Origin of the sequence: Burkholderia sp. Bp9031 (assembly GCF_003857965.1) — a bacterium.
In the GTDB taxonomy this organism is placed as follows: Bacteria; Pseudomonadota; Gammaproteobacteria; order Burkholderiales; family Burkholderiaceae; genus Burkholderia; species Burkholderia ambifaria_A.
Genome location: NZ_QTPW01000017.1, coordinates 1 through 22,097 on the forward strand (window position 1 = coordinate 1; position 22,097 = coordinate 22,097).

The 22,097-nt window shown below is 67.4% G+C and carries 23 protein-coding genes, 1 other RNA gene and 2 pseudogenes; 12 read left to right on the forward strand and 14 right to left on the reverse strand.

All coding sequences use genetic code 11. The features are described from left to right. Positions 1 to 105, forward strand: a pseudogene (locus DIE15_RS21500) (amino acid ABC transporter ATP-binding protein); the annotation flags it as partial. Positions 106 to 374: 269 nt separating this feature from the next. Here the strand turns inward: DIE15_RS21500 and DIE15_RS21505 are convergent. After that, positions 375 to 1,292 (reverse strand): class II glutamine amidotransferase, encoded by a 918-nt coding sequence (locus tag DIE15_RS21505; protein ID WP_057926768.1) that lies wholly within the window; start codon positions 1,290 to 1,292, stop codon positions 375 to 377. A 203-nt stretch (positions 1,293 to 1,495) separates the two neighbouring features. Here DIE15_RS21505 and pyrC point away from each other — a divergent pair, with 203 nt between their 5' ends. The 3 genes and pseudogenes from pyrC to rnpB all read left to right on the forward strand — a co-directional run bounded on the left by pyrC (position 1,496) and on the right by rnpB (position 3,864). Beyond that, positions 1,496 to 2,560, forward strand: a complete 1,065-nt coding sequence (gene pyrC, locus DIE15_RS21510; protein WP_057926767.1) for a dihydroorotase — start codon at positions 1,496 to 1,498, stop codon at positions 2,558 to 2,560. Further along, positions 2,557 to 3,440 (forward strand): annotated as a pseudogene (locus tag DIE15_RS21515) (DUF3025 domain-containing protein). Before pyrC ends, DIE15_RS21515 begins: the two are co-directional and overlap by 4 nt. A gap of 12 nt (positions 3,441 to 3,452) precedes the next feature. After that, positions 3,453 to 3,864: RNase P RNA component class A (gene rnpB / locus DIE15_RS21520), an RNA gene on the forward strand. 69 nt (positions 3,865 to 3,933) lie between these two features. On the opposite strand, the gene DIE15_RS21525 is transcribed toward rnpB, so the two are convergent. Together DIE15_RS21525 and DIE15_RS21535 are read right to left on the reverse strand one after the other, a co-directional pair. Further along, positions 3,934 to 4,398 carry an OsmC family protein gene (locus DIE15_RS21525; RefSeq protein ID WP_124834292.1) on the reverse strand — a complete coding sequence of 155 codons (465 nt, stop codon included), beginning with the start codon at positions 4,396 to 4,398 and terminating at the stop codon, positions 3,934 to 3,936. Positions 4,399 to 4,831: 433 nt separating this feature from the next. Continuing rightward, positions 4,832 to 5,137, reverse strand: coding sequence for a DUF1090 family protein (locus DIE15_RS21535; RefSeq protein WP_057926765.1), 306 nt, complete (start codon positions 5,135 to 5,137; stop codon positions 4,832 to 4,834). 312 nt (positions 5,138 to 5,449) lie between these two features. Here DIE15_RS21535 and rplM point away from each other — a divergent pair, with 312 nt between their 5' ends. From rplM to erpA, 4 genes are read left to right on the forward strand one after another with little or no spacing between them, the layout of a single operon-like run. Beyond that, a complete protein-coding gene (gene rplM / locus DIE15_RS21540) occupies positions 5,450 to 5,878 on the forward strand; it encodes a 50S ribosomal protein L13 (RefSeq protein ID WP_009687896.1) in 429 nt (142 codons plus the stop codon). Positions 5,879 to 5,889: 11 nt separating this feature from the next. Beyond that, the gene (gene rpsI, locus DIE15_RS21545) at positions 5,890 to 6,282 is read left to right on the forward strand and encodes a 30S ribosomal protein S9 (RefSeq protein WP_011883283.1); all 393 of its coding nucleotides are present in this window, start codon (positions 5,890 to 5,892) and stop codon (positions 6,280 to 6,282) included. Between the two features lie 9 nt (positions 6,283 to 6,291). Continuing rightward, entirely contained in the window at positions 6,292 to 6,468 is a 177-nt protein-coding gene (locus DIE15_RS37080; RefSeq protein ID WP_185734529.1) for a hypothetical protein, read from the forward strand. 19 nt (positions 6,469 to 6,487) lie between these two features. Next, complete coding sequence (erpA, locus tag DIE15_RS21550; protein ID WP_006751888.1) at positions 6,488 to 6,859, forward strand: iron-sulfur cluster insertion protein ErpA; 372 nt, start codon at positions 6,488 to 6,490, stop codon at positions 6,857 to 6,859. 113 nt (positions 6,860 to 6,972) lie between these two features. Here the strand turns inward: erpA and DIE15_RS21555 are convergent, their stop codons facing one another. Further along, complete coding sequence (locus DIE15_RS21555; protein WP_057926764.1) at positions 6,973 to 8,121, reverse strand: anhydro-N-acetylmuramic acid kinase; 1,149 nt, start codon at positions 8,119 to 8,121, stop codon at positions 6,973 to 6,975. Between the two features lie 142 nt (positions 8,122 to 8,263). Here DIE15_RS21555 and tyrS point away from each other — a divergent pair, with 142 nt between their 5' ends. From tyrS to DIE15_RS21570, 3 genes are read left to right on the forward strand one after another with little or no spacing between them, the layout of a single operon-like run. Next, positions 8,264 to 9,505 (forward strand): tyrosine--tRNA ligase, encoded by a 1,242-nt coding sequence (gene tyrS, locus DIE15_RS21560; RefSeq protein ID WP_057926763.1) that lies wholly within the window; start codon positions 8,264 to 8,266, stop codon positions 9,503 to 9,505. Then, positions 9,502 to 9,960: a D-aminoacyl-tRNA deacylase gene (gene dtd / locus DIE15_RS21565; RefSeq protein WP_006751891.1), complete on the forward strand. Its 459-nt coding sequence runs from the start codon at positions 9,502 to 9,504 to the stop codon at positions 9,958 to 9,960. Before tyrS ends, dtd begins: the two co-directional genes overlap by 4 nt. A 23-nt stretch (positions 9,961 to 9,983) precedes the next feature. Then, a complete protein-coding gene (locus DIE15_RS21570; RefSeq protein WP_124834294.1) occupies positions 9,984 to 10,646 on the forward strand; it encodes a histidine phosphatase family protein in 663 nt (220 codons plus the stop codon). 60 nt (positions 10,647 to 10,706) lie between these two features. Here the strand turns inward: DIE15_RS21570 and DIE15_RS21575 are convergent, their stop codons facing one another. The 10 genes from DIE15_RS21575 to DIE15_RS21620 all read right to left on the reverse strand — a co-directional run bounded on the left by DIE15_RS21575 (position 10,707) and on the right by DIE15_RS21620 (position 21,294). After that, complete coding sequence (locus DIE15_RS21575) at positions 10,707 to 11,828, reverse strand: ParB/Srx family N-terminal domain-containing protein (RefSeq protein ID WP_124834295.1); 1,122 nt, start codon at positions 11,826 to 11,828, stop codon at positions 10,707 to 10,709. Positions 11,829 to 11,966: 138 nt separating this feature from the next. Then, positions 11,967 to 12,920 carry an oxygenase MpaB family protein gene (locus DIE15_RS21580; protein ID WP_124834296.1) on the reverse strand — a complete coding sequence of 318 codons (954 nt, stop codon included), beginning with the start codon at positions 12,918 to 12,920 and terminating at the stop codon, positions 11,967 to 11,969. Positions 12,921 to 12,944: 24 nt separating this feature from the next. Further along, entirely contained in the window at positions 12,945 to 14,012 is a 1,068-nt protein-coding gene (ruvB, locus tag DIE15_RS21585) for a Holliday junction branch migration DNA helicase RuvB (RefSeq protein WP_057926759.1), read from the reverse strand. Positions 14,013 to 14,132: 120 nt separating this feature from the next. Next, entirely contained in the window at positions 14,133 to 14,714 is a 582-nt protein-coding gene (gene ruvA, locus DIE15_RS21590; protein ID WP_057926758.1) for a Holliday junction branch migration protein RuvA, read from the reverse strand. Between the two features lie 176 nt (positions 14,715 to 14,890). Continuing rightward, entirely contained in the window at positions 14,891 to 15,433 is a 543-nt protein-coding gene (ruvC, locus tag DIE15_RS21595) for a crossover junction endodeoxyribonuclease RuvC (RefSeq protein ID WP_057926757.1), read from the reverse strand. Positions 15,434 to 15,584: 151 nt separating this feature from the next. Beyond that, positions 15,585 to 17,150 carry a bifunctional phosphoribosylaminoimidazolecarboxamide formyltransferase/IMP cyclohydrolase gene (gene purH, locus DIE15_RS21600; RefSeq protein WP_057926756.1) on the reverse strand — a complete coding sequence of 522 codons (1,566 nt, stop codon included), beginning with the start codon at positions 17,148 to 17,150 and terminating at the stop codon, positions 15,585 to 15,587. Between the two features lie 44 nt (positions 17,151 to 17,194). Then, positions 17,195 to 17,428: a Fis family transcriptional regulator gene (locus tag DIE15_RS21605; RefSeq protein WP_006476892.1), complete on the reverse strand. Its 234-nt coding sequence runs from the start codon at positions 17,426 to 17,428 to the stop codon at positions 17,195 to 17,197. Beyond that, the gene (dusB, locus tag DIE15_RS21610) at positions 17,425 to 18,492 is read right to left on the reverse strand and encodes a tRNA dihydrouridine synthase DusB (protein ID WP_057926755.1); all 1,068 of its coding nucleotides are present in this window, start codon (positions 18,490 to 18,492) and stop codon (positions 17,425 to 17,427) included. The genes DIE15_RS21605 and dusB overlap by 4 nt, the downstream gene beginning before the upstream one ends. A 144-nt stretch (positions 18,493 to 18,636) precedes the next feature. Continuing rightward, positions 18,637 to 19,824, reverse strand: a complete 1,188-nt coding sequence (locus DIE15_RS21615; RefSeq protein ID WP_124834297.1) for a UbiH/UbiF/VisC/COQ6 family ubiquinone biosynthesis hydroxylase — start codon at positions 19,822 to 19,824, stop codon at positions 18,637 to 18,639. A gap of 72 nt (positions 19,825 to 19,896) precedes the next feature. Further along, positions 19,897 to 21,294 (reverse strand): aminopeptidase P N-terminal domain-containing protein, encoded by a 1,398-nt coding sequence (locus DIE15_RS21620; RefSeq protein WP_124834298.1) that lies wholly within the window; start codon positions 21,292 to 21,294, stop codon positions 19,897 to 19,899. A gap of 185 nt (positions 21,295 to 21,479) precedes the next feature. Here DIE15_RS21620 and DIE15_RS21625 point away from each other — a divergent pair, with 185 nt between their 5' ends. Continuing rightward, on the forward strand, positions 21,480 to 22,094 hold the full coding sequence (locus DIE15_RS21625; protein ID WP_057926752.1) for a glutathione S-transferase family protein: 615 nt from the start codon (positions 21,480 to 21,482) through the stop codon (positions 22,092 to 22,094). Positions 22,095 to 22,097: the final 3 nt, after the last annotated feature.

Sequence of the window (22,097 nt, forward strand, 5' to 3'; positions counted from 1 at the left end):
TTCATGGACAAGGGGGCGATCGTCGAGGACGACCGCAAGGACGATTTCTTCTCGAATCCGAAGTCGGATCGCGCGAAGGACTTCCTCGCGAAAATCCTGCACTGAGCGCGCGTGCAGCGCCTGCGCTGCATGCACGCTGATGAAAAAACCGCCCGGTTGAACACCGGGCGGTTTTTTTTTCGCCCGCTGCTCGTTGCCCGTCGCCGCCGATGGTGCACGGGGCGACCGGGTTGCCGGGACCCGTCGGGTCGAGCTGCGAACGCAGGTACCAGCCGTTCGCAAAAGGCCGGAAGACGCGCACGGCGATCGGGCGCGGCCGTCAACGGTTCGGTCGCCTGGCGACGGGAACCGGGAAGGGCGCGAGTGCGCGTGGCTCAGAAATCGATCGGATCGTCGGCGTCGTCCGCGGCGCCGGCCGCCAGCGCTTCGCGACGCACACCGCCACACGGCGCGGACGCCGACGCGTCGAGCGCGGGGTTGCGCAGCTTCTCGAGCACGCGTTCGGGCACCGGAATCTGCATCCGCGCGGCGACGTCGCCGCACTGGAACATGATCAGCTCGCCTGGTTCGAACGAGGTCCAGATCTCGTTGTCGGTCAGCGGCTGCGTGGCGATCACCGCGACGCGATCCTCGGGCGTCGTGTATTTCGCGAAGTCGATCGACAGGTCTTCGTCGACCAGATGCGCGGTCGAGAACGGCCAGCGCCGCACGAGGTAGTGCAGCCGCGTCGAGCAGTGCGCGAAGAGCGCCTGGCCGTTCGACATCAGGAAGTTGAACACGCCGTGATCGGTGATACCGCGCGTCAGTTCGCCGACGCGCTCGAACAGTTCCGGCAACGGCGGCTGCGCGCCGGGGAACGCTTCGCGCAGCCCCTGCATCAGCACGCAGAACGCCTTCTCGCTGTCGGTCGTGCCGACCGGATGGTAGACGCTGCCGTCGAGGTCGGGTTCGTAGTCCTGCAGATCGCCGTTATGCGCGAAGATCCAGTGCCGGCCCCACAGCTCGCGCATGAACGGGTGGCTGTTCTCGAGCAGGATGTGACCCTGCGTGGCCTTGCGGATGTGCGCGATCGTGTTCTTGGACTTGATCGGGTAGCGCTTGACCATTTCGGCGATCGGCGACGTGGCCGACGCCTGCTGGTCGATGAAGAGGCGACAGGCCTTGTCCTCGAAGAACGCGATCCCCCAGCCGTCGGCATGATGATCGGTGAGGCCGCCCCGGGCCGCGAAACCTGTGAAGGAGAATGTGACGTCCGTCGGCGCGGCGCAGTTCATTCCTAGGAGTTGGCACATTTTACGTGGGGCGGGGGGCGGAAGCAGGGTAACCAACCGGGTGAACCCCGGTACAATGTGGCTTCTAGCATATCACCGAGCCTTGAGCGGTAAAAAGCGGATTCCGCCGGCCGAAGGCCTCGTGTTGCGGTTTGCCGTCAGTCGGCCCGCGCACGCGCGTTCCGGCCCCGCAGATGGCCAGCCCGTTCCTCACGACGCCTCCTATGACTGCCTCGAACGCTTCCTCTCCGGCGACGCTCACGCTCGCCCGTCCCGACGACCTGCACCTGCACCTGCGCGACGGCGACATGCTGGCCGCGGTGCTGCCGCATACCGCGCACCAGTTCGCGCGCGCGATCGTCATGCCGAACCTGAAGCCGCCCGTCACGACCACCGCGCACGCGCAGGCCTATCGCGAGCGGATCCTGGCCGCGCTGCCCGCCGGGATGACGTTCGAGCCGCTGATGACGCTGTACCTGACCGACAACACGGCGCCCGACGAAATCCGCCGCGCGCGCGACAGCGGCTTCGTGCACGGTGTGAAGCTGTATCCGGCCGGCGCGACGACGAACTCCGACCATGGCGTCAGCGATCTCGCCAAGTGCGCGAAGACGCTCGAGGTCATGCAGGAAACCGGCATGCCGCTGCTCGTGCACGGCGAGGTGACCGATCCGTCGATCGACATGTTCGATCGCGAGAAAGTCTTCATCGACCGCGTGATGACGCCGCTGCGCCGCGATTTCCCCGGCCTGAAGGTCGTGTTCGAGCACATCACGACGAAGGACGCGGCCGACTACGTGCGCGACGCCGACGCGGCGCCCGGCCTGCTCGGCGCGACGATCACCCCGCAGCACCTGCTGTACAGCCGCAACGCGCTGTTCGTCGGCGGGATTCGTCCGCATTACTACTGCCTGCCGGTGCTGAAGCGCGAAACGCATCGCGTCGCGCTCGTCGAAGCCGCGACGTCCGGCAACCCGCGCTTCTTCCTCGGCACCGACAGCGCGCCGCACGCGCGCGACGCGAAGGAAACCGCGTGCGGCTGCGCGGGCTGCTACACGGCACTGCACGCGCTCGAGCTGTATGCGGAAGCGTTCGACCAGGCCGGCGCGCTCGACAAGCTGGAGAATTTCGCGAGCCGCTTCGGCGCCGATTTCTACGGGCTGCCGCACAGCACCGAGACGATCACGCTGCGTCGCGAGACCTGGGAACTGCCGCGCGAGGTTTTCGCTGGCGATACGCCGGTCGTGCCGCTGCGCGCCGGCGAACCGATCGGCTGGAAGTTCGCGTGACCGGCGCGCCGCCGCGCGGGGCCGGCCAGGCGGCCGGCGGCGGGGCGGCGGAGTTCGCGCGGATCGACTGGTCCGCGCCGTGGCTCGCGCCTTACGCGGCGCCGGGCCGTATGCTGCAGGCGGCCGCGCTCGCGGGCGAGGCCGCGTTGCGCGATGCACTGAATGGCGCGATGCAGGGCGGCGCGCGCGTCAGCGGCCGCGGCAGGCCGCTGCGCTTCGTGCCGCAGGCCGAGCTGCCGCCCGGCATCGCGTACGAAACCCATATCGCCGACACGGGCGGCGTCCCGACCCGCCACAATCTTCACGACTTCTTCAATGCGCTCGTCTGGTTCGCGTATCCGCGCACCAAGGCCGCGCTGAACGCACGCCAGGCCGCGACGATCGACGCGGCGGGCGGCGTCGGGCCCGTGCGCGGCACGCTGCGCGATGCGCTGACGCTGTTCGACGAGAACGCCGCGCTGTTCGTGACGGCCGAGCGCACGCTCGCCGACGCGTTGCGCGGCTTCAGCTGGCAGCAACTGCTGGTGGCCGCGCGCGACGCGTGGGGCACGCGCTGCGAGGCGCGGCTCGTCGGGCATGCGTTGCTCGAGAAGCTGGTCGCGCCTTACAAGTCCTGCACTGCGCATACGTGGATCGTCGAAGTGAGCGACGACTATTTCTCGTGGCCCGACGCGCAGCGCGCCGCGCATGTCGACGCGCGGATTGCCGGCGAACTCGCGACCCGCGAGCTGACGAGCCGCGATTTCGCGCCGCTGCCGGTGCTCGGCGTGCCGGGCTGGTGCGATGCGAATGCCGCGCCCGCGTTCCGTTCTACGACGATCCGGCGGTTTTCCGCAGCGGCCGTCGTTCGCGCGCTGCCGGCGGCGGCGCGCAGTGCTAGAATGCGCGTCGCAAAGCAGGCTAGGCAGTCGCGGCCTCGCCGCCTTCGGGCAGGCGGGGGCGAGGAAAGTCCGGACTCCACAGGGCAGGGTGATGGCTAACGGCCATCCGTGGCGACACGCGGAACAGGGCAACAGAAAGCAAACCGCCGATGGCCCGGCGCAAGCCGGGATCAGGTAAGGGTGAAACGGTGCGGTAAGAGCGCACCGCGGCGACGGCGACGTTCGCCGGCACGGTAACCTCCACCCGGAGCAATTCCAAGTAGGCAGGCGCGCATTTTCGGATGCAGGACGGGGCCCCCGTCTCGTCTGCGGGTAGGAAGCTTGAGCGCGTCAGCAATGGCGCGCCTAGAGGAATGGCTGCCACGCGCTGCGCGCTTCGGCGTGCAGCGTGCACAGAATCCGGCTTATCGGCCTGCTTTGCGGTTCGAATGCGAAAGGGCCGGCGTTCCATCGGGAGCGCCGGCCCTTTTTTCATCCGCGGCTGCCGCGGGCTCAGTCCGCAACGATGTCGAACGAATGCGTGAGTTCGGCCGTCTTCGCGATCATGATCGACGCCGAGCAGTACTTGTCGTGCGACAGGTTGATCGCGCGCTCGACCGTGGCCGGGTTCAGGTTGCGGCCCGTGACGGTGAAGTGGAAGTGGACCTTCGTGAACACCTTCGGATCTTCGCTCGCGCGTTCGGCCTTCAGCGTGACCGAGCAGCCGGTGACTTCCTGGCGGCTCTTCTTCAGGATCAGCACGACGTCGTACGCGGTGCAGCCGCCGGTGCCGACCAGCACCATTTCCATCGGGCGCGGCGCGAGGTTATGACCGCCGCCTTCCGGCGCGCCGTCCATCGCGACGAGGTGTCCGCTTCCGGTCTGGGCGGAAAACGCCATGCCGTCCGGACCCATCCAGCTTACTTTGCATTCCATGCTTGCACTCCAGCGTTGCCTGATTCGGATTCGATCCGGCATTGTAGCCCGCTGCGCAACGGTCGGCTGATGCGCTGCACGACGCGAAACGTCGCGTCTGCGTGTGCGGCGCCCGGCGGGGCGTCGAACGCCGATTTCCCTGTCGCCTTTAGGGGTTTTACTCTAGATGCGACGTGTTATGTCTCCTGCGCGTGCAATCCAGCTATTTGATTTTAAAGAGGAAAGATGCTTGGCTAGCGAAACGCGTCAAATTTCGTATTGTGGTGCGTGATTTCGCAATGCAAATTTTCTTGTGAAGTCGGCGACGCGTTCGTATAATGAGCCTCATTGGTTGTCGCGCTGCGGCAACCTCCGCATGTCTCCTCCACCCTCCTCCTAAGGTGGATTAAGCCCGAACCAGCCGTTCGGGCTTTTTTTCGTCCCATGCAAGCCTCGGCGCGCAGTTTGCGCGCTCCGACACCCGTATCGATCCCGATTACGCGTGCTGCCGTACGGCCGGCTGCGACGCCGCGTCGGGCGGCGTGTTGCTGGAACGGGCGGCGGGCGCCGGCGCGTGGGCGGCCGACGCGTGGCCGTGGCCGCGCGCGCAGAAATGGCGCACGCGTTCGCGCACCGCGCGCAGGCGGGCGATGCGATCTTCGGCATGGGCGCGGCGGGCATCGGCGATGCGGGCGTCGAGGGCGTCGAGCTTGGCCTCGCAGCCGGCCCGGGCGGCGACGGCGGGCGCGGCAGCGGCCAGCAAGGCGGCCGCGAGAAAGGGCGTAAGTCGTTGTTTCATCATGCTTGTTTGTTGTTTTTCCGTTGTCGGCCGGTCTGGCGCGGCAAGGTCAGGTGCCGCGCGTCGATGGGTGCCTCTCCCGGCGCTCGGTTCGCCTAGCGTGTTGGGGCACGACCGAATTTTGGCCCATTTCGGGCGCCACCGGCACGGGGCGTGGATTCTCTTTGACCGCGCCGTGCTATTTCCTTTATAATTCAGGGCTTTTCCGCATTCATGCCCACGGAAAAAGAACAGGGAGAGCCTGCACCGCGCCTCGAAGCGCACACAGACAAGCAGGAAGAACACATCGGGCAAAGCATTTTTTTTGGATCGATCATGAAGACGTTTTCCGCAAAAGCCCATGAGGTGACGCGCGAATGGTACGTGATTGACGCGACGGATAAGGTTCTCGGCCGTGTTGCCAGCGAAGTGGCACGCCGTCTGCGCGGCAAGCACAAGCCTGAGTTCACCCCGCACGTCGACACTGGTGATTTCATCATCATCATCAACGCAAGCAAGTTGAAGGTCACGGGCAACAAGACTCTGGACAAGAAGTACTACCGTCACTCGGGTTACCCGGGCGGTATCTATGAAACGACGTTCGGCAAGATGCAAGAACGCTTCCCGGGCCGCGCGCTCGAGAAGGCGGTCAAGGGCATGCTGCCGAAGGGTCCGCTCGGCTACGCGATGATCAAGAAGCTGAAGGTCTACGCAGAAGCGACGCATCCGCACTCGGCTCAACAGCCGAAGGCGCTCGAGATCTAAGGGGAGCCCACATGATCGGTAACTGGAACTACGGTACGGGCCGCCGCAAGAGCGCAGTCGCACGTGTCTTCATCAAGGCTGGCAAGGGCGACATCATCGTCAACGGCAAGCCCATCGCTGACTACTTCTCGCGCGAAACGTCGCTGATGATCGTGCGTCAACCGCTGGAACTCACGAACCACGGCCAGACGTTCGACATCAAGGTCAACGTCAATGGCGGCGGCGAAACGGGTCAGGCAGGTGCAGTGCGCCACGGCATCACCCGTGCACTGATCGACTACGATGCGACGCTGAAGCCGTCGCTGTCGAACGCAGGCTTCGTCACGCGCGATGCACGTGAAGTCGAGCGTAAGAAGGTTGGTCTGCGCAAGGCACGTCGCGCAAAGCAGTTCTCGAAGCGTTAATTCCGCTTCATGGCCGCGCCGCTTTCGGGCGGCGTCCGCCGAAAAAACCGCCAGCTTTCGCGCTGGCGGTTTTTTTATGCCCGCGCGACGGCCGCCCGCATGGCCGGGCGCATTGAAATCAACAAGAACCTATTGATTTCATGGACATCAGCACGATCTTCTGATCGGCCCTACAATAGCGGCTAAAGCTTTTTGGAGAGTTCGCATGAACGCTGTTACCGAATCCGCAGCAACGACGGCCGAAATGCCGGTACCGTTCGTCTTCACCGACGCCGCGGCCGACAAGGTCAAGCAACTGATCGACGAAGAGGGCAATCCCGACCTGAAGCTGCGCGTATTCGTGCAGGGTGGCGGTTGCTCGGGCTTCCAGTATGGCTTCACGTTCGACGAGGAAGTCAACGAGGACGACACCGTGATGAACAAGAACGGTGTCCAGCTCCTGATCGACTCGATGAGCTACCAGTACCTGGTTGGCGCAGAGATCGACTACAAGGACGACCTCAACGGCGCCCAGTTCGTGATCAAGAACCCGAACGCAACGACCACCTGCGGGTGCGGCTCGTCGTTCTCGGTCTGAGCGCACGACGGATCCTGTCCGGTTCGCCGGAATGAAAAACGGGGCTTCATGCCCCGTTTTTCATGTCCATGCGCGGCGTGGGCCGCACGGAGTGCGTGCAGCTGGATCTCACTTCAGCGCGGATAGAGCGCGCCGAGCACGCGCTCGCCCGCGGCACCCGTCACGCTCGCGAGATTGCCGGGCTGGCGCGCGGTGAAGCGATACGCGAGCCACGCGAACGCGAGCGCTTCGACCTGCTGCGGCGGCACGCCGAGCGCGGCGGTCGTATTCACCGTCGCCGGCACGCCGGCCTCGCGCAGTGCATCCGCGAGCGCGGCGAGCAGCACCGGGTTGCGGGCACCGCCGCCGCAGACGAACACGGCCGTGCAGCCGGCCGCGTGCCGTGCGATCTCGCGGGCGACCGAGACGGCGGTGAGCGCCGTCAGCGTCGCCTGTACGTCTTCCGGCGCGACCTGCGCGAACCCGGCGAGCTTCGCATCGAGCCACGCAGGATTGAACAGGTCGCGGCCGGTGCTCTTCGGCGGCAGCGCGTCGAAGTAGGGCTCGTCGAGCAGCGCGTCGAGCAGCGGCGCGTGCACGGTGCCGCGCGCGGCGAACTTGCCGCCGTCGTCGAACGGCTTGCCGAGGTGGCGCATCGCCCACGCGTCGAGCAGCGCATTCGCGGGCCCGCAGTCGAAGCCGCGCACGTCGCCGCCTTCGCCGGGCAGGATCGTGATGTTGCTGATGCCGCCGAGGTTGCAGACGACCCGCGTCTCGCCCGGCGCGCCGAACACCGTCGCATGGAATGCCGGCGCGAGCGGCGCGCCGTGGCCGCCGGCCGCGACGTCGCGGCTGCGGAAATCGGCGATCACGTCGACATGGGCAAGCTCGGCGAGCAGCGCCGGATTGTTGAGCTGGCGCGTGTAGCCGCGCTCGGGACGGTGCCGGACCGTCTGGCCATGCACGCCGATCGCGCGGATCTCGTCGCGCGACAGCCCGGCCGTGCGCTGCAGTTCGTGACAACACACCGCGTAGCGTGCGACGAGCGCGTTCGCCGCGATCGATTCCCGGTCGATCTCGTTGTCGCCGGGCTGCTGCAGCGCGAACAGCGCGTCGCGCAGCGATTGCGCGAAGCCCACGAACGCCTCCGCGAGCACGACGGGCGCACGGCCGGTCTCGAAACGCACGGCGACGCCGTCGACGCCGTCCATGCTGGTGCCCGACATCAGTCCGAAGTAGATGCCGTCGGCCGGATGGGCGGGTTGCGGATGTCGTTGCGGCACGTTGGGTTCTCCTGGATCGAGCGGCGCGGGCCGGTGCCACGCGCCTTGCGCCCGATTATCCGCGCAACCTGACGCGTCGTTAAGCGATGCACGCGCAAGTTATGGGAAAATCCCTGTCTTTGCGACATTCTTCCTGGCACCGATGAGCACCGAACCCAGTTCCAAGCCTGTTTTCCCGATTACCGACGAAGTCCGCCATGCGCTCGCCGTCACGAAGCGCGGCGTCGACGAGCTGCTGATCGAGGAAGAGTTCGCGCAGAAGCTCGCGCGCAGCGCAGCCACCGGCAAGCCGCTGCGCATCAAGCTCGGCCTCGATCCGACCGCGCCCGACATCCACATCGGCCACACGGTCGTGCTGAACAAGATGCGCCAGCTGCAGGACCTTGGCCATACCGTGATCTTCCTGATCGGCGATTTCACGTCGCTGATCGGCGACCCGTCGGGCCGCAACGCGACGCGCCCGCCGCTTACGCGCGAACAGATCGAATCGAACGCGAAGACCTATTTCGAGCAGGCCGCGCTCGTGCTCGATCGAGAAAAAACCGAGATCCGCTACAACAGCGAATGGTCGATGCCGCTCGGCGCGGACGGGATGATCAAGCTCGCGTCGCGCTACACGGTCGCGCGGATCCTCGAGCGCGAGGATTTCACGAAGCGCTTCCAGGGCGGCGTGCCGATCTCGATCCACGAATTCCTGTACCCGCTGATGCAGGGCTACGACTCGGTCGCGCTGAATGCCGACCTCGAACTCGGCGGCACCGACCAGAAGTTCAACCTGCTGGTCGGCCGCGAACTGCAGAAGCAGTACGGCCAGGAACAGCAGTGCATTCTCACGATGCCGCTGCTCGAAGGTCTCGACGGCGTCGAGAAGATGTCGAAGTCGAAGGGCAACTACGTCGGCATCAGCGAGAAGCCGACCGACATGTTCGGCAAGCTGATGAGCATCTCGGACACGCTGATGTGGCGTTACTTCGAACTGCTGTCGTTCCGCAGCCTCGACGAGATCGCCGGCTTCAAGCGCGACGCCGAAGGCGGCCGCAACCCACGCGACTTCAAGGTGCTGCTCGCGCAGGAAATCGTCGCGCGCTTTCACTCGCAGGCCGACGCCGAGCGCGCGCTCGAGGACTTCAACCACCGCGCGAAGGGCGGCGTGCCGGACGACATCCCGTCGGTCACGCTCGCGGGCGCGCCGCTCGCGATCGGCCAGCTGCTGAAGCAGGCGGGCCTCGTGCCGTCGACGAGCGAGGCGCTGCGCAACATCGAGCAGGGCGGCGTGAAGATCGACGGTGCGACCGTGTCCGACAAGGGCCTGAAGGTCGAGGCCGGCGAGTTCGTCATTCAGGTCGGCAAGCGCCGCTTCGCGCGCGTCACGCTGACCGCATGATCGCGCTGATCCAGCGCGTGAAGCGCGCCGACGTACGCGTCGGCGACCGCACGACGGGCGAGATCGGCGCGGGCCTGCTCGCGCTCGTCTGCGCGGAGCGCGGCGACACCGAGGCCGCGGCCGACAAGCTGCTCGCGAAGCTGCTCGGCTATCGGGTGTTCAGCGACGCGGCCGGCAAGATGAACCTGCCGGTGTCGAACATCGATGGCGCCGGCGGCGCCGGCGGCCTGCTGCTCGTGTCGCAGTTCACGCTCGCGGCCGATACCAACAGCGGGCTGCGGCCGAGTTTCACGCCGGCCGCGCCGCCCGACGAAGGCGCGCGGCTGTTCGACTATTTCGTCGCGGCTGCGCGCGAGCGCCATCCGGTCGTCGAGACGGGCGAGTTCGGCGCCGACATGCAGGTGTCGCTCGTCAACGACGGCCCCGTGACGTTCTGGCTGCAAGTGCGGCCCTGATTCTTTCCCGGAGACGCGCCGCGATGGCCACCACGCAGATCCTGTTCATTCGCCATGGTGAGACGGCCTGGAATCGCATCAAGCGCATCCAGGGCCATATTGACATTCCGCTGGCCGACACGGGGCTCGCGCAGGCGCAGCGGCTGGCCGTCCGGCTTGCGCGGGAAGCGCGCGAAGGGCAGCGGATCGACGCGATCTATTCGAGCGACCTGATGCGCGCGCAGCAGACCGCGCAACCCTTTGCCGATGCGCTCGGGCGGCCGCTGCAATTGCGCGAAGGGCTGCGCGAACGCGCGTACGGCGTGTTCCAGGGGCACGACAGCACCGAGATCGAGGCGCTGTTTCCGGATGCCTACGCCGCGTGGCAGACCCGCGACCCGGGTTTCGCGCCCGACGGCGGCGAGTCGCAGCGCGAGTTCTATCACCGAGTGCTGCACGCGCTCGAGCCGATCGTCGCCGCGCATCCTGGCGGCCGGATCGCATGCGTCGCGCACGGCGGCGTGCTCGACTGCGTGTACCGTTTTGCAAACGGTCTCGACCTGTCCGCGCCGCGCAGCTATCAATTGCTCAACACGAGCATCAACGTCGTCGATTACGTCGATGGCCGCGCGCAGGTCGTGCAATGGGCCGACGTGTCGCATCTGGATGCCACGAGCGACGACGACGGGTATCGCAAGGTACTCTGATTCGATCGCATCGGCGGCCCCGCCCGGCGTGGCCGGCCGGAGCCGTCTTCCGCGTCGGGCTTACTGCGGCAGTGCGTGGCGCGTCTTGTAGTCGAGCGCATACGCGATCTTGCCAGGCTTGTCGGCCGTGATCGGCTGGCGCAGCTTGTCGAATTCCCCCTTGCCGTACTTCTTCCCGCCGTTGATCGCACCCGCGCGCCCGAGATCGGCGCCCGTCTTGCCGTCGATCACGGGATCCGTGGCCGCGACCATGCGCGTCGACGCATTCCACACCGCGTTCAGATAGCCGGTATCGGCCTTGGCCGGATCGGGATCGGTTGCACCCGCGCGCGTCAGGTCGTAGCTCGCGAGCGAGAACGTGCCCGGCTGCGCGCGCAGCCAGTCGGCCCAGTAGAACTCGAGGTAGTCGGTGGATTGCGCGGGCTTGCCGTAGCCGATGTCGCGCGTGAAATAGACGAGCGACCGGTAGCGGTCGTTTGTCATTCCGAGCTTCAGGCCGAGGCCGCTCGGCAGTTGCGTGCTCGTGATCGCGTTGCCTTCGCCGTCCTTCAGGCGCACGTAGCCGCGGCTTTGCATCTGCTGCCAGAACGCATCGCCCGAGTAGTCGCTCAGGTTGTCCTTCACGACGACGTGCACATGCAGCGTCGGGCCGCCGTCGGGCGTTTCGTAGTAGGTCGACAGGCCGTGATGGCCGTCGGTCACGTACAGCGTGTCGCCGTTCGGGCCGATCACGACCGGGCTCAGCACCGAGCGGTCGCGCGCATTCGCGTCGGTCGTCGTGCACGTGTAGCTGGCTGGTTCGCGCAGCGTCGATTGCGCGCTGTAGCCGCTCGATGCGACGCCGCCGAGGCCTTCGTCCGCGCAGAAGTCGTCGAACTTCTTGTCGGGCTGCAGTTCGTAGCGGCCGAGCTTGTAGTAGATCTGGTCGTAGCCGATCGCGCCTTGCGTCGGATGGAGATCGCCGAGCGTCACGTCGATCAGCTCGCCTGCGCGCGCGGCCTTCCATTTGCCTGGCTGCGGCGTGACGGTCGCGGGCGGCGCGGGTGCCGCGGTGTTGCCGTCGGATGGCGTTTGCGCATCCGAACGGGCGACGGCGGCGACATCGTCGCCTCCGCACGCGGCGAGGGCGAGAGCGGTGGACAGGCTGGCGGCGAGGGCGAAACGGATCGGCAGGCGTGGCATCGCTGGCATCGGAAGTCGGTCGGGTGGGCGGAACGCCGCGCGGACGACCGACGTGCAGGACGTGCGAGCGTGCGCGCAGGCAAGTCCGTCAGCTTGTCACAAGTATTTGACAGCAAATTGAAATGATATGAAGGATCGTCAGGCGGGCGGGTTGCCGTCGGGCGGTGTCGCAGTTGCGCGGCGGCGTGCGCGTTTCGACGCGCCGTTGACGAGCGCCCAGCGCAGGACGGGGGCGACGGCCCGGATGCCGGGCCGGACCACGGCGCGTCGCAGCGGTGCGAACGTCGATACACCGAGCATGCGCTGCGCCCAGGGCGGCAGCAGGTCGATCCCCGCATGCATCATCAGCGACGCGGCCGGCCGCAGCGCGGGCGTTGCGACCGGCACATTCAGCAGGATGTCCATCACGTCGAAGGTGCGCGGCCCGGCTGCGAGTTCGGGCTGCATGCGCGCGAGATAGGCCGCTATCTCGGCCCGTGAGCGGGGAACATCCTCGGCGCCGAGCAGCTCGGCGATCAAGGCCGTTTCGGCGTAGTAGCCGTCCTGCGACTCGCCCGACAGAGACGGATTCACATAGCGCAAATGCGCGGCGAGGAAGCTCGATACTTCGGCGACATGCACCCACGTCAGCAATGCCGGATCGTCGGCTCGGTACGGCCGGCCGTCGGGCGCGGTACCCGATATGCGCGCGTGGATCGCCTTCACGCGCTCGATCAGCGCGAGTGCGTCCGCGCGGCTGCCGAACGTCGTGCCCGTGATGAACGTGGCGGTGCGCCGCAAGCGGCCGAGGATGTCGGTGCGAAACGACGAGTGATCCCAGACGCCCGCGAGCGCGAGCGGATGAAGCGCCTGCAGCAGCAGCGCGGCGATGCCGCCCGTCATCATCGACGTGAAATCGGCATGCACGCGCCAGCAGATGGCGTCGGGGCCGAACAGCCCAGGATCGCCGGGCGGCGACGAGAGATCGATCGACGGACCACCGCCGCCTGCTGTCAGATGCGTGATGCCGGCCACGAGCCGCTTGCGGATCGGCTCGGCCCAGCGCGGGCCCGGTGCGGGGGCGGCGTGGTGAGGGCTGGGCGGCGTGGTCATGGCTGGCTTGGTGCGGGCAGCGTGCTACTTCCCGTCGGGGGTATCCCACATCCCGCGTTCGGCGTTGCCGGCATCGGGTGTAGAGAGCCCGAAGTGGCGATACGTGAGCAGCGTCGCGACGCGCCCGCGCGGCGTGCGCTGCAGGAAGCCCTGCTGGATCAGGTATGGCTCGAGCACGTCCTCGATCGTGTCGCGTTCCTCGCCGATCGCCGCCGCGAGGTTGTCGATGCCGACCGGGCCGCCGTCGAACTTGTGCAGGATCGCCTCGAGCAGCTTGCGGTCCATCAGGTCGAAGCCGACCGGATCGACGTCGAGCATCGCGAGCGCGGCGTCGGCAACGGCCGCTGTGATCTGGCCGTCGGCCTTCACTTCCGCATAGTCGCGCACGCGGCGCAGCAGCCGGTTCGCGATCCGCGGCGTGCCGCGCGAGCGCTTCGCGATCTCCAGCGCGCCGTTCGGATCGATCTGTGCGTTCAGCAGCGATGCCGAGCGCCGCACGATGCGCGACAGCTGGTCGGCATCGTAGAACTCGAGGCGCGCGACGATCCCGAAACGATCGCGCAGCGGGTTGGTCAGCATCCCCGCGCGCGTGGTTGCGCCGACCAGCGTGAACGGCTGCAGGTCGAGCTTCACGCTGCGCGCGGCCGGCCCTTCGCCGATCATGATGTCGATCTGGTAATCCTCGAGCGCCGGATACAGGATTTCCTCGACGACCGGCGACAGCCGGTGGATTTCGTCGATGAACAGCACGTCGTTCGCTTCGAGGTTGGTCAGCAGCGCGGCGAGGTCGCCCGCGCGCTCGAGCACGGGGCCCGACGTCTGGCGCAGGTTCACGCCCATCTCGCGCGCGATGATGTGTGCGAGCGTGGTTTTGCCGAGGCCCGGCGGCCCGAACAGCAGCACGTGGTCGAGCGGCTCGGAGCGGCGCTTCGCGGCCTCGATGAAGATCTCGAGCTGGCCGCGCACCTTTTCCTGGCCGACGTAGTCGTCGAGCTGGCGCGGCCGCAGCGCGCGTTCGAACACCTCCTCGTGCGACGAGGTGGGCGTGGCGGCGATGATCCGCTCGGCGGCGAGTTTGTCGGTTTCAATCATGCGGCCATTGTACCGCGCACCGTCACGCGGCCGAACTGGCCGAACGGCCGACTGGCGCGCGCCGCATCGCGGCGCGACACTGGCTCCGACAGCCGGTTCGGGCGCCTGCCCGGGCCGCCGTTACACCTTCGACAGCGCCTTGAGCGCGAGCTTGATGCCCTCGGACACGCCGGTGCCGGCCGGCACGTTCTTGATCGCGGCGAGGCCTTCCTTTTCGGAATAGCCGAGTGCGACGAGCGCGTTGAGGATGTCGGTCGCGTGGTCGGACGGCGACGCGGCAGCGGCGAGCGCACCGAGGTCCGCGCCGAGCTTGCCCTTCAGTTCGAGCAGCAGGCGCTCGGCGGTCTTCTTGCCGATGCCGGGCAGGCGCGTGAGGCGTGCGGCGTCCTGCATCGTCACCGCCTGCGCGAGCTCCTGCACGCTCATGCCGGACAGCACGGCGAGCGCCATGCGTGCACCGATGCCGGTGATCTTCAGCAGTTCGCGGAAGGTCGTGCGCTCCTGCGGCGTCAGGAAGCCGTACAGCAGGTGCGCATCCTCGCGCACGATCTGCTGCGTGAGCAGCACGACGCGCTCGCCCGTTTGCGGCAGGTTGTAGAAGGTGCTCATCGGCACGTCGATTTCGTAGCCGACGCCGTTGCAGTCGACGAGCAGGTGAGGCGGGTTCTTTTCGAGCAGGATGCCGGCGATGCGACCGATCATGGATGGCGGGATGCGAGGAAGAAAGCGCGAGTGTAGCGCAGGTGCGGCGCGATGCCGATGGGTCGGCCATCAGGTCGGGGCGATGCGCCGCGCGTGCGCGACGCGGGTCGATCAGGCGGACAGGGCTGCGGCAGGCGCAATGCGCGCGCCGCGCCGGGCGGCTGCGTGCGGTCGTATCAGCCGACGAGCCGTCCGCGCCGCACGCGCAGCCCCTTTTTCGCGAGCGCCGGCGCAAGGCCGCCGATCGTGCCGAGCGTATTGCCGCTGTGCGCATGGCAGATCGCCATCCCGAGCGCGTCGGCCGCGTCGCTGCCGGGCTGGCCGGTGAGATTGAGCAGTCGCGTGACCATCTCCTGCATCTGCGACTTGGTTGCGCGGCCGTACCCGACGACGGCCTGCTTCAGTTGCAGCGCGGTGTATTCGGCGACGGGCAGGCCGCCCGCGACGAGCCCGCAGATCGCGGCGCCGCGCGCCTGGCCGAGCAGCAGTGTCGACTGAGGGTTCACGTTGACGAACACCTGTTCGATCGCAGCCTGGTCGGGCGCATGTTCGCGCACGAGCGTCGATACGCCCTGGAAGATCGTGCCGAGCCGGGTGGCCAGGTCGGCCGTCGGCGTGCGGATCACGCCGCTTGCGACATAGGCGAGCCGGTGTCCGCTGACGTCGATGACGCCGAAGCCGGTGACGCGCAGGCCGGGGTCGATGCCGAGAATTCGCATGAGTGAGGAGAAAAACCTGATGCAGCGATACTACAACGAATGGTGCGCGGCACCGGCCGCACGGTCGCGTGCGCCGGCGCCGCGCAATAAAAAACCCGGCGGGTGCGATGCCGCCGGGTTTGCGTGCGGCGGCCGCGCGGGCCGCGTGCGATCAGTGACGGAAGTGACGCACGCCCGTCAGGATCATCGCGATGCCGTGCTCGTCGGCTGCCGCGATCACCTCGTCGTCGCGCATCGAGCCGCCCGGCTGGATCACGCAGGTCGCGCCTGCCGCCACGACGACGTCGAGACCGTCGCGGAACGGGAAGAACGCATCCGACGCGACGGCCGAGCCGGCCAGCGTGAGGCCTGCGTTCTGCGCCTTGATGCTCGCGATGCGTGCGGAATCGACGCGGCTCATCTGGCCTGCGCCGACGCCGAGCGTCATGCCGTTGCCGCAGAACACGATCGCGTTCGACTTCACGTACTTCGCGACGCGCCATGCGAACAGCAGGTCGTCCATTTCCTTCGCGGTCGGCTGGCGCTTCGTGACGACGCGCAGCTCGCTCGGCTGCACGTTCTTCGAATCGAGCGATTGCACGAGCAGGCCGCCGCCCACGCGCTTCAGGTCGAATGCGTTATGGCCTTCGCCCAGCGCGATCTCGAGCAGGCGCACGTTCTGCTTCGCGGCAAACACCTGCTTCGCGGCGTCCGTGAACGACGGCGCGATCAGCACTTCGACGAACTGCTTCGCCACCGCCTGCGCGGCCGTCTCGTCGACTTCGCGGTTGAACGCGATGATGCCGCCGAACGCCGACGTCGGGTCGGTCTGGAATGCCTTCGCGTACGCGTCGGCCGAGTCGTTGCCGACCGCGACGCCGCACGGGTTCGCGTGCTTGATGATCACGCAGGCCGGCGCGTCGAACGTCTTCACGCATTCCCACGCCGCGTCCGAATCCGCGATGTTGTTGTACGACAGTTCCTTGCCCTGCAGCTGGCGGTAGTTCGCCAGTGCGCCGGCCGGCGCCGCGAGGTCGCGGTAGAACGCGGCGCTCTGGTGCGGGTTCTCGCCGTAGCGCAGGTCCTGCACCTTGTCGAACGCCATGTTCAGCGTCGCCGGGTACGCGCTGCGCGATGCGTGCTGCAGCTCGTCGGTCAGGCTCGTCAGGTAGTTCGTGATCGCGCCGTCGTACTGCGCGGTGTGCGCGAACACCTTCGTCGCGAGGCGGAAGTTGGTCGCGTAGCCGATCGCGTTGCCGTTCGCCTTCATTTCGTCGAGCACGACCGCGTAGTCGGCCGGATCGACGACGACCGTCACGTCGCGGTGGTTCTTCGCGGCCGAGCGCAGCATCGTCGGGCCGCCGATGTCGATGTTCTCGATCGCGTCGGCGAGCGTGCAGTCGTCCTTCGCGATCGTCGCGACGAACGGGTACAGGTTCACGACCAGCAGGTCGATCGTCGGGATGCCGTGCTGCTCCAGCGCCTGCATGTGCTCGGGCAGGTCGCGGCGGGCGAGGATGCCGCCGTGCACCTTCGGGTGGAGCGTCTTCACGCGCCCATCGAGCATTTCCGGAAAGCCCGTGTAGTCGGCCACTTCGGTAACGGGCAGGCCTGCATCGGCGAGGAGTTTTGCGGTGCCGCCGGTCGACAGCAGCTTGACGCCGAGGTCGGACAGCGACTTTGCGAAGTCGACGATACCGGTCTTGTCGGAAACGGAAATGAGCGCTTGCTTGATCATGATGGAACCACCAATAGCCAGGGAAACGGGGACGGGACGGCCGCCTACAGCAGGCCGTGCTGCTGCAGCTTTTTGCGCAGCGTATTGCGATTGATGCCGAGGTACTCCGCGGCGAGCGACTGGTTGCCGCCGGCCTGTACGAGCACGACCTCGAGCATCGGCTTTTCGACGCAGGACATCACCATTTCATAGACGTCGTGCGGATTGGAGCCGTCTAGATCCCGGAAATACACGTCCAGGCTCTCGCGGACACATTGTTCGATGTTGTGCTTGCTCATGCTGCTAACTGGTTATGGTCGTCCGACTCGCCCTGGCCGTTTTCCTCTTCGTCATCGACGTAGACGAGGTGGTCCGACAGCGCCTTTTGCGCCTCGAAGAATGCATTGACGGCGGCGAGCTGCTCGCGGGTGGAATCGAGCGTGTTCATCTTGTGCCGGAACCCGTTGGCACCGGAAAGGCCGCGAGTGTACCAGCCGATGTGCTTGCGCGCAGTACGGACGCCCGTGAATTCACCGTAGAACGCGTAGTGGTCTTCCAGGTGCTCGTTCATCACGTGCTGGATCTCGTCGATCCGCGGCGGGGGCAGCAGCTCACCGGTTTGCAGGAAATGATCGATTTCACGGAACAGCCACGGCCGGCCTTGCGCGGCGCGACCGATCATCAGTGCATCGGCGCCGGTTGCGTCGAGCACGGCCTTCGCTTTCGCCGGCGACGTGATGTCGCCATTCGCGACGACCGGGATGCGCACGGCCGCCTTCACGGCCGCGATGGTGTCGTATTCCGCGTCGCCGCGGTACAGGTCGGCACGGGTGCGGCCGTGCACGGTCAGCATCGAGATGCCGGCGGCTTCGGCGAGGCGCGCGACCGTGATCGCATTCTTGTGCTCGCGATCCCAGCCGGTGCGGATCTTCAGCGTGACGGGCACCGCATCCGGCCCCGTGCCGACCGCCGCGACGACTGCCTCGACGATCCGCTGCACGAGCGGCTCGTTCTGCAGCAGCGCGGAACCGGCCGCGACGTTGCAGACCTTCTTCGCCGGGCAACCCATGTTGATGTCGATGATCTGCGCGCCGTTGTCGACGTTGTAGCGGGCCGCTTCGGCCATCATCGCCGGATCGGCGCCGGCGATCTGCACGGCGATCGGCTCGACTTCGCCTTCGTGGTTCGCCCGCCGCATCGTCTTCGCGCTTTTCCACAGCTGCGCATTGGACGCGACCATCTCGGACACGGCGTATCCGGCCCCCAACTGCTTGCACAGCTGGCGGAACGGACGATCCGTCACCCCGGCCATCGGGGCAACGAACAGGTTGTTACGCAAAACGTGAGAGCCGATAACGGGCATCGCAATGGCACCGCCCGCGAGCGCCGGGCGTCGCGGGCAAAAAAGGCGGAGGGAAAACGCGCATTTTACCGTATTCCCATGCCCCGCCGATTTGACCCGGTTTGCGTGGTCCGGCTGCGCGCAATGCGCGGTGTGCGTCGCGCGTCAGTTGCGCTGGCCGAACATCATCTGGCGCGCGATCGCCTTCTTGAGCGGCGGCACGAATTCGAGCACGGTGAGCGCTGCGCCGCGCAGCAGCGGAAGCGGGCCGGCGTCGACCGTGAACAGGCGCGCGAGCGTGTCGGTCGCGCCGATCGTGAAGCGCCGGTCGAGCGCGCGCCGCGCGTTGAAGGTGGCGAGCGCCGTCGCTTCGAAGCCCTGCGTGGACAGCGTGTCGACGAGCGTATGCGCATCGCGCAGCCCGAGGTTGAGCCCCTGGCCGGCGACCGGATGCAGTGTTTGCGCGGCGTTGCCGACGATCGCGATGCGCCCGTTGATGAGCGTCTGCGCCGCGTTCAGCCCGAGCGGGAACGATGCGCGCCCCGCGATCGCGACGAACTGACCCATCCGCTCGCCGAAGGCCGTGCCAAGCTCGCGCAGGAGCGCGTCGTCGGGGAGGGCGGCGCGGCGGGCCGCCTCGTCGGGCGTGCAGCACCAGACGAGCGAATACTCGGCCTGGCGCGGGCCGCCGAGCGGCAGCAGCGCGAGCGGGCCTTCGTGCGTGAAGCGTTCCCACGCGACGTTCGGGCGCGGCGCCGAGACGGTGACCGTGCCGACGATCGCGGTCTGACCGTAGTCGCGGCGATGCTTGCCGGCATCGGCCTGCTGCTCGTGGAACAGCCCGCCCTCGGCATTGATGACGATGCGCGCGCGCAGCGTGCGCTCGCCTTGCGGGCCGTCGAGCATCAGCGTGACGCCGTCGGCGTCTTGTTGCGGCGCGCGCGCGGTGGTCGACGTGAGCCAGTCGACGCGCGTGCCGCGCACCACCTGCGCGAGCGCCTGCACGATCGAGCCGTAGCGCACCACGTAGCCGAGCGCGGCGAGATCGTGCTCGTCGCGGTCGATCAGCGTGCGGCCGAAATGGCCGCGCTGCGACACGTGGATGTGTTCGATCGGCGTCGCGTCGCCGGGCCACGCGAGCGTGTCGAGCAGCACGCGGCTGCCGTGCGATACGGCGATCGCGCGCGGATCGTTCGCGCTCGCGGCCGGCTCGCGTGCGTCGATCAGTGCGATCGACGCGTGCTGCGTCGCGCTGCGCCGCGCGAGCCAGCCGGCGAGCGCGAGCCCGACGGGGCCCGCGCCGACGATGGCGAGGTCGTAGTCCGGCGTGGCCGGGGAGGAAGCGGTCGTCATCAGTGTTCGTGAAACGAAGTAACGGTCAACGGCGGCGGGTCGGCAGAGGCGCGACAGCAGCCTGCGGCGCGCTCAGGTGCCGTGCGCCGCGCCCGCACGCATCAGCGCCTCGATCTCGGCGGCCGCCACCGGCACGTCGCGCGTGATCAGCTCGCAGCCGTGCTCGCGCACGATCGCGTCGTCCTCGATGCGGATGCCGATGTTCCAGTATTCGGACGGCACGTCGTCGGCTGCCCGCACGTACAGGCCCGGCTCGACGGTGAGTGTCATGCCGGGTTTCAGCGTGCGCCACGGCAGCGCGCCGTTGGCGTCGCGCGCGGCGAGCCGCTCGCGATAGTCGCCGCAATCGTGCACGTCCATACCGAGCCAGTGGCCGGTGCGGTGCATGTAGAAGCGTGCGTATGCGCGCTCGGCGATCACGTCGTCGACGCTCGAGAAGCGCGTCTTCGCGATGATGCCGGTATCGAGCAGCCCCTGCGCGAGCACGCGCACGGCCGCGTCGTGCGGCGCCTCGAACGGCACGCCCGCGCGCGTCGCGTCGATCGCGGCCTGCTGCGCGGCGAGCACGATGTCGTACAGCGTGCGCTGCGCGGGCGAGAAGCGCCCGTTGGCCGGGAACGTGCGCGTGATGTCCGACGCGTAGCCGTCGAGCTCGCACGCGGCATCGATCAGGATCAGGTCGCCGTCCTGCGCGGCCGCATTGCCGGCCGGGTAGTGCAGTACGCACGCATTCGCGCCGGCCGCGACGATCGAGCCGTACGCGGGCGCCTGCGCGCCATGCTTGCGGAACGTGTACAGCAGCTCGGCCTCGAGTTCGTATTCGCGGATCCCCGGGCGGCACACCTGCATCGCGCGGCGATGCGCGAGCGCGGAGATGTGCGCGGCACGCATCATGATCGCGAGTTCGTGTTCGTCCTTCATGAGCCGCATGTCGTCGAGCAGCGGCGTGAGGTCGAGCAGCGCGTCCGGCGCGGCGACACCCGCACGCGCCTGCGTGCGCACCGCATCGATCCAGCCGGCGAGCTGGCGGTCGAACTCGGCCGATGCGCCGAACCGGTAGTGCACGGTGCCCGCATCGGCGAGCAGCCGCGGCATTTCGGTGTCGATCACGTCGACCGCGTAGGCCGTGTCGAAGCCGAACGCATCGCGCGCGGCCTCGGGCCCGTAGTGGAAACCTTCCCAGATCTCGCGGTCGGCATTCTTCGCGCGGCAGAACAGGATCGATTCCGGCGCGCCGTGCGAGCCGGCCGCATTCAGCACGAGCATGGCGTCCGGCTCGGTGAAGCCCGTCAGGTAATGGAAGTAGCTGTCATACCGGTACGGAAAGGCCGTGTCGCGGTTGCGCAGCATTTCCGGCGCGGTGGGGACGATGGCGACGCCGCCGCCCGCGGCGCGCAGTGCGGCAAGCACGCGTTCGCGGCGCTGGCGGTAGACGTCGACGGCGATGGCGGTATCGAGGGGCGCATTCATTCGTGCGATTGTAGCGCCGCCGGACGCGGTGCGTGAGTGGGGTGGCCGCAAGCCACGCCGGACGGGGCTCGGCGATGGCTGTTGCAAACCATCCACAGGCCGGACGGGCGATTTTCTACCCGGCCACGCCGGCCGGTTATGATCGGCGACAACGTATACTCTCGGCGGTTCCCTTAAAAAGGCAGATGATGAAATTAATCGGTTCGCTCAGCAGCCCGTACGTCCGAAAGGCGCGGATCGTGCTTGCTGAAAAGAAGATCGACTACAAGCTGGAGCTCGAAAACGTGTGGGCGCCGGAGACGGACATTCATGCATCGAATCCGCTCGGCAAGGTCCCGTGTCTCGTGATGGAAGATGGTGCCGCGGTGTTCGATTCCCGCGTGATCTGCGAATACGTCGATACGCTGTCGCCGGTCGGCAAGCTGATTCCGCCGTCGGGGCGCGAACGTGTCGAAGTGCGTTGCTGGGAAGCGCTGGGCGACGGTGTGCTCGACGCGGCTGTCGCGATCCGTCTCGAACACACGCTGCGTGACGAAGCGCAGCGCAGCGCGAGCTGGATCGCGCGCCAGCAGCGCAAGATCGACGACGGTCTCGTCGCGATGTCGCAGGGCCTCGGCGGCAAGACGTGGTGCGTCGGTAATCATTACACCCTCGCCGACATCGCACTCGGCTGCGCGCTCGGCTACCTCGACTTCCGGATGCCCGAGCTCAACTGGCGCGATCGCCATCCGAATCTCGACAAGCATTTCGTGAAGCTGTCGCAGCGGCAGACGTTCGCCGACACGCTGCCGCAGGGCTGACCG

Excerpts from the sequence above, each read along its gene's own strand:
- DIE15_RS21505 (WP_057926768.1), bottom strand. The coding sequence starts at position 1,292 with ATGTGCCAACTCCTAGGAATGAACTGCGCCGCGCCGACGGACGTCACA.
- pyrC (WP_057926767.1), top strand. The coding sequence starts at position 1,496 with ATGACTGCCTCGAACGCTTCCTCTCCGGCGACGCTCACGCTCGCCCGT.
- DIE15_RS21525 (WP_124834292.1), bottom strand. The coding sequence starts at position 4,398 with ATGCCGGATCGAATCCGAATCAGGCAACGCTGGAGTGCAAGCATGGAA.
- DIE15_RS21535 (WP_057926765.1), bottom strand. The coding sequence starts at position 5,137 with ATGATGAAACAACGACTTACGCCCTTTCTCGCGGCCGCCTTGCTGGCC.
- rplM (WP_009687896.1), top strand. The coding sequence starts at position 5,450 with ATGAAGACGTTTTCCGCAAAAGCCCATGAGGTGACGCGCGAATGGTAC.
- rpsI (WP_011883283.1), top strand. The coding sequence starts at position 5,890 with ATGATCGGTAACTGGAACTACGGTACGGGCCGCCGCAAGAGCGCAGTC.
- DIE15_RS37080 (WP_185734529.1), top strand. The coding sequence starts at position 6,292 with ATGGCCGCGCCGCTTTCGGGCGGCGTCCGCCGAAAAAACCGCCAGCTT.
- erpA (WP_006751888.1), top strand. The coding sequence starts at position 6,488 with ATGAACGCTGTTACCGAATCCGCAGCAACGACGGCCGAAATGCCGGTA.
- tyrS (WP_057926763.1), top strand. The coding sequence starts at position 8,264 with ATGAGCACCGAACCCAGTTCCAAGCCTGTTTTCCCGATTACCGACGAA.
- dtd (WP_006751891.1), top strand. The coding sequence starts at position 9,502 with ATGATCGCGCTGATCCAGCGCGTGAAGCGCGCCGACGTACGCGTCGGC.
- DIE15_RS21570 (WP_124834294.1), top strand. The coding sequence starts at position 9,984 with ATGGCCACCACGCAGATCCTGTTCATTCGCCATGGTGAGACGGCCTGG.
- DIE15_RS21575 (WP_124834295.1), bottom strand. The coding sequence starts at position 11,828 with ATGCCACGCCTGCCGATCCGTTTCGCCCTCGCCGCCAGCCTGTCCACC.
- DIE15_RS21580 (WP_124834296.1), bottom strand. The coding sequence starts at position 12,920 with ATGACCACGCCGCCCAGCCCTCACCACGCCGCCCCCGCACCGGGCCCG.
- ruvB (WP_057926759.1), bottom strand. The coding sequence starts at position 14,012 with ATGATTGAAACCGACAAACTCGCCGCCGAGCGGATCATCGCCGCCACG.
- ruvA (WP_057926758.1), bottom strand. The coding sequence starts at position 14,714 with ATGATCGGTCGCATCGCCGGCATCCTGCTCGAAAAGAACCCGCCTCAC.
- ruvC (WP_057926757.1), bottom strand. The coding sequence starts at position 15,433 with ATGCGAATTCTCGGCATCGACCCCGGCCTGCGCGTCACCGGCTTCGGC.
- purH (WP_057926756.1), bottom strand. The coding sequence starts at position 17,150 with ATGATCAAGCAAGCGCTCATTTCCGTTTCCGACAAGACCGGTATCGTC.
- DIE15_RS21605 (WP_006476892.1), bottom strand. The coding sequence starts at position 17,428 with ATGAGCAAGCACAACATCGAACAATGTGTCCGCGAGAGCCTGGACGTG.
- dusB (WP_057926755.1), bottom strand. The coding sequence starts at position 18,492 with ATGCCCGTTATCGGCTCTCACGTTTTGCGTAACAACCTGTTCGTTGCC.
- DIE15_RS21615 (WP_124834297.1), bottom strand. The coding sequence starts at position 19,824 with ATGACGACCGCTTCCTCCCCGGCCACGCCGGACTACGACCTCGCCATC.
- DIE15_RS21620 (WP_124834298.1), bottom strand. The coding sequence starts at position 21,294 with ATGAATGCGCCCCTCGATACCGCCATCGCCGTCGACGTCTACCGCCAG.
- DIE15_RS21625 (WP_057926752.1), top strand. The coding sequence starts at position 21,480 with ATGATGAAATTAATCGGTTCGCTCAGCAGCCCGTACGTCCGAAAGGCG.